Source organism: Candidatus Hodgkinia cicadicola (assembly GCF_002774925.1).
Map to the genome: position 1 here is coordinate 1 of NZ_NXGO01000043.1, position 1,154 is coordinate 1,154.

Annotated in this window: 3 protein-coding genes; all 3 read left to right on the forward strand. The window is 33.9% G+C overall.

Features of this window, described 5'->3' with window-relative positions; genetic code table 4:
* Positions 1 to 198 (forward strand): hypothetical protein (locus MAGTDC_RS05615; RefSeq protein WP_278046943.1); only part of this gene is annotated, 198 nt, incomplete at its 5' end.
* Between the two features lie 79 nt (positions 199 to 277).
* Complete coding sequence (locus MAGTDC_RS05895; protein WP_414173056.1) at positions 278 to 460, forward strand: cbb3-type cytochrome c oxidase subunit I; 183 nt, start codon at positions 278 to 280, stop codon at positions 458 to 460.
* A gap of 143 nt (positions 461 to 603) precedes the next feature.
* On the forward strand, positions 604 to 774 hold the full coding sequence (locus tag MAGTDC_RS04775) for a hypothetical protein (RefSeq protein WP_192573113.1): 171 nt from the start codon (positions 604 to 606) through the stop codon (positions 772 to 774).
* Positions 775 to 1,154 lie beyond the last annotated feature (380 nt).

Here is a 1,154-nt window from a genome sequence, read left to right on the forward strand (position 1 = left end):
CAGAGAATGGATAGTGATAGAATGGTAAAGAAGGTTTGGGAGGCAAAATCAGGGGGGAGAAAGAAGAGAGGAAGACCGCGACTGACTTGGGATTGAATGATGGGAAACATTTTGAGAGAAAGAAGCTTGGTCTGGAGTGAAGCGAAGACATTGTCAATGGATAGAGTAAGATGGAAAAAATTTGTGTATAGAGTGTAGTTGATGTAACCCGACACCAATGTGGAATAAGGGTATTTTGATAATAAATAAAAAATAAATTAAAATTTCACCCTCAAATTTGTGGGCATTAGGGTTTGTATTTTTATTCATTATTGGTTGTTGAACTGGCGTAATTTTGGCATATTCATCAATTGTTATTATTTTACACGACACATATTATGTTGTAACTCATTATCATTATGTTTTATCAATAGGTGCAGTACTTGCAATTTTGGGTAGAATTATCCATTGACATTCGTAGGATTGCCTTAAAAATGTAATTGATTAAAAATGTTGTTTTAGTTTTCATTTATTGGTGTAAATTTGACTTTCCTTCGTCAGCATTTTTTGGAATTTAAGAGGTATGCCTCGTCGTTATTCTGGTTATCCACAAGCATTTATATCATGAAATATTTTATCTTCTATTGGAAGAAGAATCTCATTTATTGAAATCTTGTTATTGTTATTTATTGTCTGGAAAAGATTCATTTCACATCGATTAATTTTATATTAAAAATAAAATTTATTATTCAAATTTTATGATTTATTACTATGCGCGCGCGCGCGCGTGTGTAGTACTGTCATCATCTATTTACTCACATAATATATATTTTGGGGCTTTCCCTGACATGATTAAATGACTGTTTAATATTGTTTAATGTTCGACTCATATTTCATCTGCGTAAATAAGCTACATGTAAGCTTCACTTTTAAATAAAATTAATAATATAAAATATGCAGAAAACTAATCGTACTAATTAGAAGTATGTACCGGTTTGTTTGGCCGTGGTCCAGGGGTTACAAACAAACCAAACGTTTCAACAGCACCACTGGCTGCCATCTTCAGTGGAATTCGAGTCTACCTGAACGTGGGGTGTCAAACGTCAGGCCCACAGTAGTGTGTAAACCCTGGACCACGGCCAAACAGACCAGTACATACTTCTAATATTGACATG